Below are 14,273 nucleotides of genomic sequence, written 5' to 3' on the forward strand. Positions count from 1 at the left end.
CATGAGCACATCGGCCGAACCGACCGAGCTGCCCCAGCCGCTGGACAGCGCACCCGCATCCATGCCCCAGGTGGTGGACCAGGTCGCGCTGGCGCGCCTGTACGGCGAGCCGCTGTTCTCGATGCCCTCCGACCTGTACATCCCGCCGGATGCACTGGAGGTGTTTCTGGAGGCCTTCGAAGGCCCGCTCGACTTGCTGCTCTACCTGATCCGCAAGCAGAACTTCAACATCCTCGACATCCCGATGGCCGGGGTGACCCGCCAGTACCTGAGCTACGTGGACGAAATCCGCGAGCACAACCTGGAGCTGGCGGCCGAATACCTGCTCATGGCCGCGATGCTGATCGAGATCAAGTCGCGCATGCTGCTGCCACCCAAGAAAGTGGCCGAGGGCGAAGAGGCCGAAGACCCGCGTGCCGAACTGGTACGCCGTCTGCTCGAGTACGAGCAGATGAAGCTGGCCTCGATGCAACTGGCTGAAATCCCGCAGTTTGGTCGTGACTTCCTCAAGGCCCAGGTCTACATCGAGCAAAGCCTGCAGCCGCGCTTTCCCGACGTCAGCCTGGACGAGCTGCAAGCGGCCTGGCGCGACATCCTCAAGCGGGCGCAGCTGGTGCAGCACCACAAGATCAGCCGGGAAGAGCTCAGCGTGCGCGAGCACATGAGCATCGTGTTGCGCACTCTGCAGGGCCGCAAGTTCGTCGAGTTCGAGCACCTGTTCGACCCCAGCCGCGGCACGCCCGTGCTGGTGGTGACCTTCATCGCCCTGCTGGAGCTGGCCAAGGAAACCCTGATCGAGATCACACAGGCCGAGGCCTTTGCCCCTATCTATGTCCGGTTGGCTTTCACGCCCAACTGAAACCCTTCCGATCTGCTGACAGAATCGGGCTCCCCGAGGCCCATCCGCTTGTCATGAACACTTCCAACGCCACGCCCTACGGCACCCTGCCCCCTGCATCGCCTGTGGCAGCCCGCAAACCCATCAGCCTGCCGCGCCTGCAGGACATGCGCGAGCGCGGCGAAAAAATCTCCATGCTCACCGCTTACGACGCCACCTTTGCCGCCGTGGCCGACGCCGCAGGTGTCGACTGCATCCTGGTGGGCGACTCCCTGGGCATGGTCTGTCAGGGCCTGCCCAGCACCGTGGGCGTGAGTCTGGAGACCATGCGCTACCACGTCGAAAGCGTGGTGCGCGGCGTGCAGCGCGTGCAAGGCACCACCTGGATCATTGGCGACCTGCCCTTTGGCAGCTACCACGAGTCGCGCGAGCAGGCCCTGCGCAGCGCCACCGTGTTGATGCAGGCTGGCGCGCACATGGTCAAGCTCGAAGGCGGCGGCTGGACCACCGAGACCGTGCGCTTTCTGGTCGAGCGCGGCATCCCCGTCTGCGCCCACCTGGGCCTGACCCCACAAACCGTGCATGCCCTGGGCGGCTACCGGGTGCAAGGCCGTGGCGACTCGGCCGCCAAGCTGCGCCAGGACGCGCTGGCCCTGCAGGACGCAGGTGCCGCCATGCTGGTGCTGGAGATGGTGCCCGCTGCCCTGTCGGCGGAGCTGACCGAAGCCCTGCCGCGCTGCCACACCATCGGCATTGGCGCGGGCAAGGGCACCGCAGGCCAGGTGCTGGTGATGCACGACATGCTGGGCATCAACCTGGGCAAGAACCCCAAATTCGTACGCAACTTCATGACGGGCCAAAGCAGTGTGCTGGACGCCATGGGCGCTTATGTCCGCGCCGTCAAGGACGGCAGCTTCCCCGACAACACCTTGCACGCCTGGTGAGGCGTGCATCCACTCCAAATTTCCCATGATCATTGCCCGCTCCATCGACGAACTCCGCCAGGCCCTGAGCGCATCGCAGCGCCCCGCCTTTGTGCCCACCATGGGCAACCTGCACGCAGGCCACATCAAGCTGGTCGAACTGGCCAAGCCCCAGGGCGACTGCACTGTGGTCAGCATCTTTGTGAACCGCCTGCAGTTCCTGCCCCATGAGGACTTTGACAGCTACCCCCGCACCTGGGAGGTTGACTGTGCCAAACTCGAAGCCGCAGGCTGCGACGTGGTCTTTGCCCCGCGCGAGACCGACCTCTACCCCGAAGCCCAGACCGTCAAGGTGCATGCCGACCCGGCGCTGGGCAACATCCTGGAAGGCGAATTTCGACCCGGCTTTTTCACGGGCGTGTCCACCGTGGTCATGAAGCTGTTCATGAGCGTGTTCGCGGGCAAGGCCCAGGGCGTGGCCGTGTTTGGCAAAAAGGACTACCAGCAACTCATGGTGATCCGCCAGATGGTGCGCCAGTTCGCGCTGCCCATCACCGTGGTGGGGGTGGACACCTGCCGTGCCGAAGACGGCTTGGCACTGAGCTCACGCAACGGCTACCTGAGCGAAAACGAACGCGCCGAAGCACTGCAACTGTCACTGGCACTGCGTGCGTTGGGCCGCGACGCCCTGGCCGCTGCCGACGCGCTGGCCACCCACCTGCCCGCCCTTGAAGCCAAAGCCATGGACCACCTGCGCCAGCGCGGCTGGCAACCCGACTACCTCACGGTGCGCCGCCGCCACGACCTGCAAGCCCCGCAAGCGGGTGATGCCCTGGTGGTGTTGGGCGCAGCCAAGCTGGGCTCTACCCGCTTGATCGACAACTTCGAAATCTGAGTCCACCACCTGGGCGGAGCCAGGCCAAGCCGGGCAGACAAAGCAGGTTTAAACTGCCTCGCCCCGGGGCCCGCGCCCCATCAGCACCTGCACGGCATCAAACGCCTTGAGACGACCGTCGAGCAGGGCCACCACCGCTTCGGTGATGGGCATGTCCACGCCCAATTGGCTTGCGCGCTGGTGCACGGTGCGGGCGCTGTACACGCCTTCGGCCACATGGCCGAGCGAGGTCACAGCTTGCTCCAGGCTCAGGCCTTTGGCCAGCAGCAGGCCCACTTGGCGGTTGCGGCTCAAGTCGCCGGTGGCCGTGAGCACCAGATCGCCCAGACCCGACAAACCCATGAAGGTCTCGGCCTTGGCGCCCAGCGCCACACCCAGGCGGGTCATTTCGGCCAGACCCCGGGTGATCAGGGCGGCGCGGGCGTTCAGGCCCAAGTCGAGGCCATCGCACAGGCCTGTGGCAATGGCCAACACGTTCTTGACGGCGCCGCCCACTTCCACGCCCACGATGTCGTCGTTGGCATAAACGCGTAGGGCCGAGCCATGGAATGCCTGGACGAGTGCCTCGCGCACCGAGGCGTGCGGGCTGGCCGCCACCAGCGCGGTGGGTTGGGTGCGGGCCACTTCCTGGGCGAAGCTCGGGCCATTCAAGGCGCCCGCGTGCAGCTGCGGGGCCACCTGGGCCTGGACTTCGTGCGGCATCAGGCCTGTACCGGCTTCAAAACCTTTGCACAGCCAGGCCACCGACGCGGGCACACCCTGCAGCGCCTGCAAAGTGCTGCGCAGGCCCGCCATGGGGGTGGCGATGATGAACAGGTCTTCGGCCCGGGCGGAGGGCAGCAATGCGTCCAGCGGGCCTGACGTGATGGTCAGAGCCGCAGGCAGATCGATGCCGGGCAGGTAGCGCTCGTTGCGGCGCATCTGCTGCATGGCCTGGGCCTGAGCCGCGTCACGCGCATGCAAAACCACCCGGTGAGCATGAGGCTGGCGGCTGGCGGCAATGGCCAGCGCCGTGCCCCAGGCCCCTGCACCTATGACGGTGATCTGCATGCCGGGCGCGAGCGGTGTTTACTGCTGGGTGGCGGCAGCCTGGGCTTGCTGCTGCTCGAACATGGCCTGGAAGTTGATTTCGGCCAAGTGCACGGGCGGGAAGCCACCACGGGTGATCAGGTCGGCCACGTTGCCACGCAGGTAGGGGTAAATGATCTGCGGGCAAGCGATGCCAATCAGAGCGCCCATCTGGTCTTCGGGGATGTTGCGCACTTCAAAAATGCCGCCTTGCTTGCACTCGGCCAGGAACACGGTCTTGTCACCGATCTTGGTGTGCACGGTGGCGGTCACGCTCACTTCGAACACGCCTTCGGCCACAGGCAGGCTTTCCACGCCCAGTTGGATGTCCACACTGGGCTGCTGTTGTTCGAGCAGGATGGCGGGGGAATTGGGTTGCTCCAGAGACGCCTCCTTGAGGTAGACGCGCTGGATCTGGAATACGGGGGCCAGGGCTTCGGTGGCGTTGATTTCTGGCGTGTTGGGGGTATCGGACATGGTGATTTCTTGAAAAAACGCGGGCAGTCCGGGATGGACTGCCCGCAGGTGTCAACGGGGGAATTATCGGCGATGTTTCAGGGGTTTCCGAGGCAACGGTCGCGCGCCCGCCCCTGAGGAAACCCGAAGGCCGAGGCGCGCTTCACTGGGCTTGCAGCAGCGGCACCAGGCCGCCTTTGGCGTCCAGCGCCATCAGGTCGTCACAGCCGCCCACATGGGTGTCGCCAATGAAGATCTGCGGCACGGTGCGGCGTCCGGTGATCTGCATCATGTGGTCACGCTGCTCGGGCGAGGTGTCGATGCGGATTTCTTCGATCTGATCAACGCCCTTGGCTTTGAGGATCTGCTTGGCACGCACACAGTAGGGGCAAACAGCGGTGGTGTACATCTTGACGGGTGTCATGGGTTTCCTTGCAGCGGTCAGGCGGTGAGGACGGGCAGGCTGGCGGCTTGCCAGGCTTTCATGCCGCCCGACAGGCTTTGGGCGTTTTCGTAGCCGAGTTTGCGGGCCACGGCAGTGGCACGGGCCGAGCGCACGCCGCTCTGGCACACCAGAATCAGCGGGGCCGACTTGTTTTTAGCCACCTGGGGCAGCTGAGCCTCCAACTGGGCCAGCGGCACGTTTTTGGCCCCCAGAACGTAACCACGGGCAAATTCATCGGGCTCGCTCACGTCCACCACCACAGCCTTGTCGCGGTTCATCAGCATCACGGCCTGCGCCAGGCTCAGGCCATTGCCCTGCGTCAGCACGGGCCACAGCAAAGCCAGGCCAGAGGCCAGAGCCACGGACACCAACATCCAGTTGTCGAGCAAGAAATTCACGGAACCCACCTTTATTTCAATAAAAAAACCGATCCGTCAGCGGACCGCCATGCCTCAATTCTAAAATGCGGGCCTTGATCCCGTATTGACCCGCTCTCAGAAGACCTTGCCATGTACAAACTTGTCCTGATCCGCCACGGCGAATCCACCTGGAACCTCGAAAACCGCTTCACCGGCTGGACCGACGTCGACCTGACCCCCACTGGTGTGAGCCAGGCCATGTCGGCCGGCAAGCTGCTCAAGGCCGAGGGCTGGGACTTTGACCTGTGCTACACCTCCGTGCTCAAGCGCGCCATCCGCACCTTGTGGCTGACGCTGGACGAAATGGACCGCACCTGGCTGCCCGTGGTCAAGGACTACCGCCTCAACGAACGCCACTACGGCGGCCTGCAAGGCCTGAACAAAGCCGATATGGCCAAGCAATACGGCGATGAGCAGGTGCTGGTCTGGCGCCGCAGCTACGACACCCCACCACCCGCCCTGGAAGCGACCGACCCCCGCTGCGAGCGGCAAGATCGCCGCTACGCCCATGTGGACCCCAGCGCCGTGCCTTTAACCGAATGCCTCAAGGACACCGTGGCCCGCGTGCTGCCCGCCTGGAACGACAGCATTGCCCCCAGCATCAAGGCGGGCAAGCGCGTGCTGATCGCGGCACACGGCAACTCCATCCGCGCCCTGATCAAGTACCTGGACAACATCTCCGACCAGGACATCGTCGGCCTGAACATCCCCAACGGGATCCCGCTGGTGTACGAGCTGGACGACAACCTCAAGCCGATCCGCCACTATTACCTGGGCGATGCTGCGGCAGCCGCTGCTGCTGCTGCCGCGGTGGCCAGCCAGGGCAAGGCCTGACAGGAACACAACCACACGCCGCCAAGGGTTTGCCCGAGGCGGCGTTTTCACAATGACGCTCGGTGTATATTGGGTCGCCTTGGCAAAAAGAGAATTTCTGACTACATGAGACAACAAATGAAGATCATCGGCTGGGTTGGCGCAGGGGCCCTGGCGGGCGCACTGACCACCGTTTCGCTGCAAACCGTGGCGCGCGGCAACATGGCCCCACTGCCGCTCGAAGAGCTGCAGCAACTGGCTGCGGTCTTCAGCATGGTCAAGAGCGACTATGTCGAGCCCGTGGACGAGAAAAAGCTGATCACCGAAGCCATCTCCGGCATGGTCTCCAGTCTGGATCCGCACTCACAGTACTTTGACAAAAAGAGCTTCAAGGAATTTTCCGAAGGCACATCCGGCAAGTTCGTCGGTGTCGGCATCGAGATCAGCCAGGAAGATGGACTGATCAAGATCGTCTCGCCCATCGAGGGCTCGCCCGCTGACCGCGCAGGGCTCAAGACCAACGACCTGATCACCAAGATCGATGACACCGCCGTCAAGGGCCTGAGCCTGAACGAAGCGGTCAAGCGCATGCGCGGCGAACCCAAGACCAAAGTGGTGCTGACCGTTTTCCGCAAGGACGAGAGCCGCACCTTCCCGGTCACCATCATCCGCGAAGAAATCAAGACCCAGTCGGTCAAGGCCAAAGTGGTCGAGCCCGGCTATGGCTGGATCCGTGTGACCCAGTTCCAGGAACGCACGGTCGAAGACTTTGCCAAGAAACTCGAAGAGATGGTGCAGCAGGAAAAGACCCTCAAAGGCCTGGTGCTGGACCTGCGCAACGACCCGGGCGGCCTGCTGGACGCGGCCGTGGCTTTGTCTGCGGCTTTCCTGCCCGAGAACGTGGCTGTGGTGTCCACCAACGGCCAGCTCGAAGAGAGCAAGTTTGTCTACAAGGCCTCCCCCCAATTCTGGCGCCGCAGCCCTAGTAACGACCCGATCGCCAAGCTGACCCAGGCCACGAACGGCATTCTCAAGAAAGTGCCTTTGATTGTGCTGGTCAACGAAGGCTCGGCCTCGGCCAGCGAGATCGTGGCCGGTGCCCTGCAGGACCACAAACGCGCCACCCTCATGGGCAACCAGACTTTCGGCAAAGGCTCGGTGCAGACCGTGCGCCAGCTGGGCCCCGAGACAGCGCTGAAAATCACCACCGCGCGTTACTACACACCCAACGGCCGCAGCATCCAGGCCAAAGGCATCGTGCCTGACGTCATGCTCGACGAAACCGAGAACGGCAACGTCTTCGCAGCCTTGCGCACCCGCGAAGCGGATCTGGAAAAGCACCTGTCCAACGGCAAGGAAGCGGAGAAAAAAGACCCTGAGCGCGAGAAGGCCCGCGAAGAGGCGCTCAAAAAGCTCGAAGAGGAATCCAAGAAGCCCCTGTCCGAGCGCCGACTGCCCGAATTCGGCTCTGACAAGGACTTCCAGCTGCAGCAAGCCCTCAACCAGCTCAAGGGTTTGCCGGTCAAGGCCAGCACCACGCTGGCTGAGCGCAAGGTCGAGAAGAAAGAAGACTGAAGCCCATGGAAGACGCCCAGCTGCTGCGTTACTCGCGGCACATCCTCCTCAATGAGCTGGGCATCGAAGGCCAGGAAAAACTGCTCGCATCGCACGCGCTGGTCATTGGCGCGGGTGGCTTGGGCTCACCCGTGGCCCTGTACCTGGGCAGCGCAGGTGTGGGCCGCATCACCCTGGTCGACCACGATACGGTGGACGCCACCAACCTGCAGCGCCAGATCGCCCACACGCTGGACCGTGTAGGCCAGCCCAAGGCCGAGTCGGCCCGCACCGCCATTGCACAGATCAACCCCGACCCGCAGGTGCACTGCATCGCGCAACGCGCAGACGCGGCGCTGCTGGACAAGCTGGTGCCCCAGGCCGATGTGGTGATCGACTGCTGCGACAACTTTGAAACCCGTCAGGCCGTGAACCTGGCCTGCGTGCAGCACCGCAAGCCGCTGGTGTCGGGCGCGGCCATCCGCATGGACGGTCAGGTCTCGGTGTTTGACAGCACCCGGCCCGACGCGCCTTGCTACGCCTGTGTGTTCCCGCCAGACACGGCCCCAGAAGAAACCCGCTGCGCCACCATGGGCGTGTTTGCTCCCCTGGTGGGCATCATTGGCACTGTGCAAGCGGCTGAGGCGCTCAAAATTCTCAGCGGCATGGGCAGCCACATGGCTGGCCGCCTCTTGATGCTCGATGGGCGCGAGTTGTCTTGGACCGACATCCGCATTGGCCGCAACGCCGACTGCCCAGTGTGCGCCGCGCACCGCTCAGCCTGAACCCAACAGCCTGTTATCAACCGCCGTGGCAGCTGCCATGGAACTGCCGGAACACGGGCGGTGACATCGCGGTTTCCTTGGCCGCAAACAAACCGATGCGCTGCTGCTGCGCCTGCCGCTGCCAACGTGCATAAGGGCCTTTGCCCGTCTTGAAGCGGTAGGCCCAGGCCATGCCCGTACGCACCATCTCGGCACCCAGATCCAGCTCACCCCGCATGACGCGGGCCACCTGGCGGCCATAAACGTCTTCGGCCACCAGATCGACTTCAACGCGCTGACGCAAGGCCAGTGAGATCATCGCCTCGCGCGCCGCCTCGCCTCCGGGCTGACAGCTCTCGGGCGCATCGATGTCCTTGACGCGCACCTTGACCGGCTCGTGCTGGTCGTCCAGCACCACCAGCAAGGTGTCGCCGTCCATCACCCAGCTGACCCAGCCGGAATGGACTTCGGCACAGGCCTGAGTGGCCAAGGCGCAGGCACACAGCAGCGCGATCCACGTCCGCCGCTTCATGGCTTGTCGGGCATGCTGCGCCCCCGATGCCGATGGGTCTTGGGCAGCACCGGGTGCAGCTGGTCCTGCAACACCTGGACCTGCGCCTGCAAACGGTCGAGCAGGCCATCGAATTGCGCCGCTTCTTCAGAACTCAGGGCACTCAAAATCTGGCCATTGATGGCCTGCACCTGCGGCATCAGCGCCTCGTACAAACGCTGCCCCGAGGCCGACAGGCTGATGCGCACACTGCGGCGGTCGTTGGGCAAAGTCACCCGCTCGATCAGCCCCTTGCCGAGCAAAGCCGTCACGGTGCGCGATGTGCGGGCCCGGTCGCGGTGCATTTGTTCGGCCAGCTCCGAAGGCAGCAAGCCAGCCTGGCCATGGAGTTTGGCAATCACGCCCCACTCGCGCCGGGTCACGCCATAGCCACCTTCACACAAGCGCACCACCATGGCGCCCGCCGTCGAGGACAAACGGCCCATGCGGTAGAGCAGCAAATCGTCCACGCTGGCCAGACGTTGGGATGGAGACAAAGACATCAGGGTTTTCAGGGAGGATGGTTGATTAGATCAATCAATCGGACTTGCCCTACATTGTGAGGCTTGCAGGCCGTCTGGCCCGTGCCCCACTCAACCCCTGGAACCACCCGCCATGATGACCCTGACCCGACGCACCTTGACCGCCGCTTTGCTGGCCCTCGCAGCGCTCAACGCGCAGGCCCAGGACAAGCCACCGCTGAAGATCCTGGTGGGCTTTCCGCCCGGCGGATCGGCCGACGTGATCGCACGCATCGTGGCCGACGCCCTGCGCGATGACTTCAACCCGGTGGTGGTGGACAACAAACCCGGCGCAGGCGGGCGCATTGCGCTGAACATGGTCAAAGTGGCCAAGCCCGATGGACAGACCGTGATCGTTCTGCCCAGTGGACCGATGGTGCTGTTCCCGCACGTCTACAAAAAGCTCGACTACGACGCGGTCAAAGACTTCACACCCGTCTCGCAAATTGCCCGTTTCCAGTTCGGCGTGGTGTCCGGCCCGGCGACCAACGTCAAAAACGTGGCCGAGATGGTTGCCAAAGCCAAGAGCGACCCGGCCAACGCCAGCTATGGCACACCCGGCGCAGGCACCCTGCCCCACTTCATGGGCGTGCTGATGGAGCAGTCTGCAGGCATCAGCCTCAACCATGTGCCCTTCCAGGGTGGCGCTCCCGCCAACAACGCGCTGCTGGGCGGCCACATTGGCTACAAGTTCGATGTGGTGTCTGAGACCGCCGAGTTCCACCGCACAGGCAAGGCCCGCATCATCGCCGTGACCGGCAGCCAACGCGACCCGCAGGTGCCCGACGTGCCCACGCTCAAGGAGTCGGGCGTCAACATGGAAGCCACCGCCTGGTTTGCCATGTACGGCCCCGCAGGCCTCAAGGGCGAGGCCCTCGCCCGACTCGAAAAGGCCATGATGAAACTGGCCCGCGACCCGGCCATCAAGGACAAGATGGTCAAGCTGGGCCTGGAGCCGATCGGCTCGAACTCGGCCGACCTGGCGGCGGCGCAAAAAGCCGATCTGGCCCGCTGGGAAAAACCCATCAAGGCTACAGGCGTGCAGCTCGACTGAGCCACGCCTGGTGGAAGCCCTGGCGGCAGCATTTGCAGCAGTCAAGGGCTGGCAACTGCGGGACCGACGGGCCGCCCCGCAGGAATTAACATGAACCCGTCTTTTACTTTGATGGAAAGCCTGAACGATGTACCCCAACACCCAACTGTTCATTGACGGTCAATGGTGCGACGCCGCCGATGGCCGTACCCTGCCCGTGTTCAACCCGGCCACAGGTCTGGAGATCGGGCGCCTGGCCCATGCGGGCATTGCCGATCTGGACCGTGCGCTCGATGCCGCCCAGCGCGGCTTTGATCTGTGGCGCAAGATGCCCGCCGCCGAGCGTGCCACCATCATGCGCCGTGCGGGCGCCCTCATGCGCGAACGCGCCGAAGCCATCGGCCAGGTGCTGACGCTCGAACAAGGCAAACCCCTGGCCGAAGCCAAGGGCGAGGCCATGGCCTCGGCCGACATCATCGAATGGTTCGCCGAAGAAGGTCGCCGTGTGTACGGCCGCATCGTGCCCGCCCGCAACCTGGCAGGCCAGCAGATGGTGCTCAAGGAGCCTGTGGGCCCGGTGGCTGCGTTCACGCCCTGGAACTTCCCGATCAACCAGGCCGTGCGCAAGATCTCGGCAGCGCTGGCCACAGGCTGCTCGATCATCGTCAAGGCCCCCGAAGAAACCCCGGCGGCCCCTGCTGCACTGGTGCAGGCCTTTGTGGATGCGGGCGTGCCTGCGGGCGTGATCGGTCTGGTGTACGGCACACCGTCGCAAATTTCCGAATACCTGATCCCGCACCCGATCATCCGCAAGATCACCTTCACAGGCTCGACACCCGTGGGCAAGCAGCTCGCCGCGCTGGCTGGCCAGCACATGAAGCGCGTGACGATGGAGCTGGGCGGTCACGCCCCGGTCATCGTGTGCGAAGACGCCGATGTGGCACTGGCCGTCAAGGCCGCAGGTGCGGCCAAATTCCGCAACGCGGGCCAGGTGTGCATTTCGCCCACCCGCTTTTTGGTGCACGAGTCGATCCAGGACGCCTTCGTCGAGGCCTTTGCGGCCTACGCCAAAGGGCTCAAAGTGGGCGACGGCCTGCAAGCGGGCATGCAGATGGGCCCACTGGCCAACGACCGCCGCCTGGACGCCATGCAGCAACTGACCCAGGACGCCGTGGCCAAAGGCGCCAAGATCGCCGCAGGCGGCGAGCGCATCGGCACACAAGGCCATTTCTTTGCGCCCACAGTGCTCACGCACGTGCCGCTCGACGCCAACGTGGTGAACCAGGAGCCTTTTGGCCCCATGGCCGCCGTGCGCAGCTTCAGCCGCCTCGAAGACGCGATTGCCGAAGCCAACCGCCTGCCCTACGGTCTGGCCGGTTATGGCTTCACCCGCTCGCTGAAAAACGCACACCTGCTCAGCCAGGAGCTGCAAGTCGGTCTGCTGTGGATCAACCAGCCCGCCATGGCCTGGCCTGAAATGCCCTTCGGTGGTGTCAAGGACTCCGGCTACGGCTCCGAAGGCGGACCCGAGGCCCTGGAGGCCTACCTGGCCACCAAGTCGGTGTCCATCATCAACCTGTGAACCCAATGCCCTCTGCGCTGTTGCGGCAGAGGGCGCTTTTTTATCCGAACCTCACCATGCGTCAACGCCTTCGCCCCTTGGCCTGTGCCCTGCTGCTTGGCGTCGCCTCTCTGGCGGCGGTACCCGGCTGGGCCCAAAGCTACCCCAGCAAGCCCATCCGTTTCATCAACAACTTCCCTGCAGGCGGGCCGTCGGATTTTCTGGCGCGCACGGTGGGCGAAGCCATCACCACCAGCTTCAAGCAAGCGGTGATCACAGAAAACAAACCCGGTGCGGGCGGCAACATCGGCGCAGACATGGTGGCCAAAAGCCCGGCCGACGGCTACACCGTGCTGTTCGGCATCGACACGGCGTTCACCGTGAACCCGCACATTTACAAAGGCATGCCCTTCAAGCCCAGCGATTTCAAACCCATCATGGTCATGGCTTCATCGGGCCTGCTGGTGGGCGCGCACCCGAGCACCGGCTTCAAGACGGTCAAAGACCTGATCGCCCAAGGCAAAGGCAAAGGCCTGAACTTCAGCAGCGGCGGCAGCGGCAGCCCTGGCCACCTAGCGGCCGAGATTTTCATGGACGCCGCAGACATCAAGATCCAGCACATCCCCTACAAGGGCAACACCCCGGCCGTGACCGCCGTGCTGGCGGGCGAGGTGGATGCAGGCGTGCTGGCCACGCCGGGCATGCTGCCCCATGTGAAGGCGGGCAAGATCACGCCGCTGGCGGTGACCAGCCGCCAACGCTCACGCTCTGCGCCTGAGGTGCCCACCGTGGCCGAAGCGGGTCTCAAAGACCTGGAGCTCGAAGTGCTCTACGTCGCCATGGTCCCGGCCGCCACGCCCGAGCCCGTGGTGCAGTTGCTGCAAAAAGCCTTCACCGATGCCTTGAAGCGCCCCGACACACAAGCCCAGCTGGTCAACATGGACCTGTTCTACGAGGGCCTGACGGGGGCCGATGCGGCCAAGCGCCTGGCCGATCTGTCGCAGCGCTATGGCCGCACCATCAAAGCCACAGGCATGAAAGTCGAATGAGCTTCGCCATGAACAGCACCGCACACCAAGAAGCACATCGCCCCAACATCATTTTCATTGTGGCCGATGACCTCGGCTTTGCCGACCTCGGCTGCTACGGCGGTCGCGACGCGCAGTTCGGCAAGGTCTCGCCCGTGCTCGACCAACTCGCTGCTGCGGGTCTCAAGTTCACACAAGGTTATTCCAACTCGCCCGTGTGCTCGCCCACCCGCTTTGCGCTCATGACCGCGCGCTACCAGTACCGTCTGCGCGGCGGGGCCGATGAGCCCATCAACAGCAAAAGCAAGGGCAGCAAAGTGCTGGGCCTGCCCCCTGAGCACCCCACACTGCCGTCCTTGCTCAAGGCCAGCGGCTACCGCACGGCCTTGATCGGCAAATGGCACCTGGGCTACCCGCCGCATTTCAGCCCCATCCAATCGGGTTATGAAGAATTCTTTGGCCCCATGTCAGGCGGCGTGGACTACTTCACCCACGCCAGCAACAACGGCACGCACGACCTCTACACCAACGAAGAAGAAAAGCACGAAGACGGTTACCTGACCGATCTGATCTCGCACAAGGCGGTGGACTTTGTGAACCGCATGGCGCCTGGCGCGGCGCAGGGCACGCCCTTCTTCTTGAGCCTGCACTACACCGCGCCGCACTGGCCCTGGGAAACGCGCGAAGACCACGCATTGGCTCAGGAGGTCAAGGACAACCTGTTCCACCTGCACGGCGGCAACATCCACACCTACCACCGCATGATCCACCACATGGACGAGGGCATTGGCTGGGTGGTGGACACGCTCAAGAAAAACGGTCAACTCGACAACACCCTGATCGTCTTCACCAGCGACAACGGCGGCGAACGCTTCAGCGACAACTGGCCGCTGGTGGGCGGCAAGATGGACCTGACCGAAGGCGGCATCCGTGTGCCGTGGATCGCGCACTGGCCTGCCGTCATCGCGCCCGGCGGCACATCCACGCAACACTGCATGACCATGGACTGGTCAGCCACCATGGTCGAGTTGGCAGGCGCGCAGGCCGATGCCAAGCACCCGTTTGACGGTGTGTCGCTCGCCCCCGTGCTACGCGACGCGAAGCACCAATTCGAGCGACCGCTGTACTGGCGCATGAACCACCGGGGCCAGCGCGCTCTGCGCATGGGCGACTACAAGTACCTGCGGGTGGACGGCAACGATTATTTGTTCAACATCCCGGCCGACGAACGCGAACGCGCCAACCTGGCCAAGCACCAGCCCGAGAAGCTGCAAAGCCTGCGTGCCGCCTGGGAGGCCTGGGACGCCACGGTGCCCGCCATTCCCGAAGACGCCACCATCAGCCTGGGCTACTCGGTCAAAGACATGCCGCAGCGCTGATCTGCTACACCTTGGACCACGCATGC

16 protein-coding genes are annotated in these 14,273 nt (G+C 64.1%); 10 read left to right on the forward strand and 6 right to left on the reverse strand.

Annotation, left to right across the window (positions count from 1 at the left end; translation table 11 throughout):
* The first annotated feature begins 1 nt into the window (after position 1).
* Genes IC609_RS02130 through panC form a run of 3 tightly spaced genes read left to right on the forward strand, consistent with a single transcriptional unit; the run spans position 2 to position 2,656 of the window.
* Positions 2-859: a segregation and condensation protein A gene (locus IC609_RS02130; protein WP_191817800.1), complete on the forward strand. Its 858-nt coding sequence runs from the start codon at positions 2-4 to the stop codon at positions 857-859.
* A 53-nt stretch (positions 860-912) separates the two neighbouring features.
* Positions 913-1,782, forward strand: coding sequence for a 3-methyl-2-oxobutanoate hydroxymethyltransferase (gene panB / locus IC609_RS02135; protein WP_191817801.1), 870 nt, complete (start codon positions 913-915; stop codon positions 1,780-1,782).
* 25 nt (positions 1,783-1,807) lie between these two features.
* Entirely contained in the window at positions 1,808-2,656 is an 849-nt protein-coding gene (gene panC / locus IC609_RS02140) for a pantoate--beta-alanine ligase (RefSeq protein WP_191817802.1), read from the forward strand.
* Positions 2,657-2,704: 48 nt separating this feature from the next.
* On the opposite strand, the gene IC609_RS02145 is transcribed toward panC, so the two are convergent.
* The 4 genes from IC609_RS02145 to IC609_RS02160 all read right to left on the reverse strand — a co-directional run bounded on the left by IC609_RS02145 (position 2,705) and on the right by IC609_RS02160 (position 5,023).
* Positions 2,705-3,706, reverse strand: a complete 1,002-nt coding sequence (locus IC609_RS02145; RefSeq protein WP_191817803.1) for an NAD(P)H-dependent glycerol-3-phosphate dehydrogenase — start codon at positions 3,704-3,706, stop codon at positions 2,705-2,707.
* Between the two features lie 18 nt (positions 3,707-3,724).
* Positions 3,725-4,201 carry a protein-export chaperone SecB gene (gene secB, locus IC609_RS02150; protein ID WP_191817804.1) on the reverse strand — a complete coding sequence of 159 codons (477 nt, stop codon included), beginning with the start codon at positions 4,199-4,201 and terminating at the stop codon, positions 3,725-3,727.
* 142 nt (positions 4,202-4,343) lie between these two features.
* Positions 4,344-4,604 carry a glutaredoxin 3 gene (gene grxC, locus IC609_RS02155; protein WP_191817805.1) on the reverse strand — a complete coding sequence of 87 codons (261 nt, stop codon included), beginning with the start codon at positions 4,602-4,604 and terminating at the stop codon, positions 4,344-4,346.
* 17 nt (positions 4,605-4,621) lie between these two features.
* Positions 4,622-5,023 (reverse strand): rhodanese-like domain-containing protein, encoded by a 402-nt coding sequence (locus tag IC609_RS02160; RefSeq protein ID WP_191818873.1) that lies wholly within the window; start codon positions 5,021-5,023, stop codon positions 4,622-4,624.
* A gap of 111 nt (positions 5,024-5,134) precedes the next feature.
* Here IC609_RS02160 and gpmA point away from each other — a divergent pair, with 111 nt between their 5' ends.
* The 3 genes from gpmA (at position 5,135) to IC609_RS02175 (ending at position 8,196) form a co-directional block, all read left to right on the forward strand.
* A complete protein-coding gene (gpmA, locus tag IC609_RS02165) occupies positions 5,135-5,878 on the forward strand; it encodes a 2,3-diphosphoglycerate-dependent phosphoglycerate mutase (protein ID WP_191817806.1) in 744 nt (247 codons plus the stop codon).
* 105 nt (positions 5,879-5,983) lie between these two features.
* Positions 5,984-7,432, forward strand: a complete 1,449-nt coding sequence (locus IC609_RS02170; RefSeq protein ID WP_191817807.1) for a S41 family peptidase — start codon at positions 5,984-5,986, stop codon at positions 7,430-7,432.
* Positions 7,433-7,437: 5 nt separating this feature from the next.
* On the forward strand, positions 7,438-8,196 hold the full coding sequence (locus IC609_RS02175) for a HesA/MoeB/ThiF family protein (protein ID WP_191817808.1): 759 nt from the start codon (positions 7,438-7,440) through the stop codon (positions 8,194-8,196).
* 16 nt (positions 8,197-8,212) lie between these two features.
* Here the strand turns inward: IC609_RS02175 and IC609_RS02180 are convergent, their stop codons facing one another.
* Both IC609_RS02180 and IC609_RS02185 read right to left on the reverse strand, forming a co-directional pair.
* Complete coding sequence (locus tag IC609_RS02180; RefSeq protein ID WP_225223958.1) at positions 8,213-8,707, reverse strand: thermonuclease family protein; 495 nt, start codon at positions 8,705-8,707, stop codon at positions 8,213-8,215.
* Entirely contained in the window at positions 8,704-9,228 is a 525-nt protein-coding gene (locus IC609_RS02185; RefSeq protein WP_191817809.1) for a MarR family winged helix-turn-helix transcriptional regulator, read from the reverse strand. The genes IC609_RS02180 and IC609_RS02185 overlap by 4 nt, the downstream gene beginning before the upstream one ends.
* 112 nt (positions 9,229-9,340) lie before the next feature.
* On the opposite strand from IC609_RS02185, the gene IC609_RS02190 reads away from it, so the two are divergent.
* From IC609_RS02190 to IC609_RS02205, 4 genes are all read left to right on the forward strand, one after another.
* Positions 9,341-10,300, forward strand: a complete 960-nt coding sequence (locus tag IC609_RS02190) for a tripartite tricarboxylate transporter substrate-binding protein (RefSeq protein ID WP_225223959.1) — start codon at positions 9,341-9,343, stop codon at positions 10,298-10,300.
* A gap of 127 nt (positions 10,301-10,427) precedes the next feature.
* Complete coding sequence (locus IC609_RS02195; protein ID WP_191817810.1) at positions 10,428-11,861, forward strand: NAD-dependent succinate-semialdehyde dehydrogenase; 1,434 nt, start codon at positions 10,428-10,430, stop codon at positions 11,859-11,861.
* A gap of 56 nt (positions 11,862-11,917) precedes the next feature.
* The gene (locus IC609_RS02200; protein WP_191817811.1) at positions 11,918-12,889 is read left to right on the forward strand and encodes a Bug family tripartite tricarboxylate transporter substrate binding protein; all 972 of its coding nucleotides are present in this window, start codon (positions 11,918-11,920) and stop codon (positions 12,887-12,889) included.
* Positions 12,890-12,897: 8 nt separating this feature from the next.
* Positions 12,898-14,247: a sulfatase family protein gene (locus IC609_RS02205; RefSeq protein WP_191817812.1), complete on the forward strand. Its 1,350-nt coding sequence runs from the start codon at positions 12,898-12,900 to the stop codon at positions 14,245-14,247.
* Positions 14,248-14,273 lie beyond the last annotated feature (26 nt).

The organism is Limnohabitans radicicola, assembly GCF_014837235.1.
Taxonomy (GTDB): Bacteria; Pseudomonadota; Gammaproteobacteria; order Burkholderiales; family Burkholderiaceae_C; genus Limnohabitans_A; species Limnohabitans_A radicicola.

Coding starts and splice junctions, on each gene's coding strand:
- IC609_RS02130 (WP_191817800.1), top strand. CDS start 2: ATGAGCACATCGGCCGAACCGACCGAGCTGCCCCAGCCGCTGGACAGC.
- panB (WP_191817801.1), top strand. CDS start 913: ATGAACACTTCCAACGCCACGCCCTACGGCACCCTGCCCCCTGCATCG.
- panC (WP_191817802.1), top strand. CDS start 1,808: ATGATCATTGCCCGCTCCATCGACGAACTCCGCCAGGCCCTGAGCGCA.
- IC609_RS02145 (WP_191817803.1), bottom strand. CDS start 3,706: ATGCAGATCACCGTCATAGGTGCAGGGGCCTGGGGCACGGCGCTGGCC.
- secB (WP_191817804.1), bottom strand. CDS start 4,201: ATGTCCGATACCCCCAACACGCCAGAAATCAACGCCACCGAAGCCCTG.
- grxC (WP_191817805.1), bottom strand. CDS start 4,604: ATGACACCCGTCAAGATGTACACCACCGCTGTTTGCCCCTACTGTGTG.
- gpmA (WP_191817806.1), top strand. CDS start 5,135: ATGTACAAACTTGTCCTGATCCGCCACGGCGAATCCACCTGGAACCTC.
- IC609_RS02170 (WP_191817807.1), top strand. CDS start 5,984: ATGAGACAACAAATGAAGATCATCGGCTGGGTTGGCGCAGGGGCCCTG.
- IC609_RS02175 (WP_191817808.1), top strand. CDS start 7,438: ATGGAAGACGCCCAGCTGCTGCGTTACTCGCGGCACATCCTCCTCAAT.
- IC609_RS02180 (WP_225223958.1), bottom strand. CDS start 8,707: ATGAAGCGGCGGACGTGGATCGCGCTGCTGTGTGCCTGCGCCTTGGCC.
- IC609_RS02185 (WP_191817809.1), bottom strand. CDS start 9,228: ATGTCTTTGTCTCCATCCCAACGTCTGGCCAGCGTGGACGATTTGCTG.
- IC609_RS02190 (WP_225223959.1), top strand. CDS start 9,341: ATGATGACCCTGACCCGACGCACCTTGACCGCCGCTTTGCTGGCCCTC.
- IC609_RS02195 (WP_191817810.1), top strand. CDS start 10,428: ATGTACCCCAACACCCAACTGTTCATTGACGGTCAATGGTGCGACGCC.
- IC609_RS02200 (WP_191817811.1), top strand. CDS start 11,918: ATGCGTCAACGCCTTCGCCCCTTGGCCTGTGCCCTGCTGCTTGGCGTC.
- IC609_RS02205 (WP_191817812.1), top strand. CDS start 12,898: ATGAACAGCACCGCACACCAAGAAGCACATCGCCCCAACATCATTTTC.